1 protein-coding gene is annotated in these 562 nt (G+C 44.8%); it reads left to right on the forward strand.

Annotation, left to right across the window (positions count from 1 at the left end):
• Nucleotides 1-2 precede the first annotated feature (2 nt).
• Nucleotides 3-92 (forward strand): S-layer homology domain-containing protein, encoded by a 90-nt coding sequence (locus COY37_RS12005; protein ID WP_353683025.1) that lies wholly within the window; start codon nucleotides 3-5, stop codon nucleotides 90-92.
• Nucleotides 93-562 lie beyond the last annotated feature (470 nt).

A 562-nucleotide genomic window follows, 5' to 3' on the forward strand; every position in this document is an offset into this window, starting at 1 on the left:
TCATCTCCGGATACCCCAACCGCACATTCAAGCCCAACGGCGCCGCGACAAGGGCCGAAGCCGCTAAAATGGTCGCGGGATTAGTAAAATAGCAGAATATTCACTGTCATTCTTAAGCGTTGTGAAGAATCCAGACCAACAACTGCCATTCTTAAGCGTTGTGAAGAATCTAGCGCTGCTATAGGTGCCACAACAAAAAGACTGCTAAATTCACTGTCATTCTGAGCGAAGCGAAGAATCTAGCGCTGCTATAGGTGCCACAATAAAAAGACTGCTAAATTCACTGTCATTCTGAAGGAGCAAAGCGACTGAAGAATCTCGGGTGCAGTTGGTTTGTTTGAAGTGTGAGGGTCTAGGCTTAGATAAACTGCGTGAGATGGATGGTTGATAATGCTTGGTAAATGCAGTATAGGTACTTCTTAGCAAGGTGAATTAAAGCTTAGACGAACTCAGTGACAGAAGTCTGTGAGTGCTCTCTAGATTCTTCACTTCGTTCAGAATGACAGTTGCTGGTCTGGATTCTTCACAACGCTTAAGAATGGCAGTTGTTGGTCTGGATTCT

This window comes from Candidatus Aquicultor secundus, from assembly GCF_002791875.1.
Taxonomy (GTDB): domain Bacteria; phylum Actinomycetota; class Aquicultoria; order Aquicultorales; family Aquicultoraceae; genus Aquicultor_A; species Aquicultor_A secundus.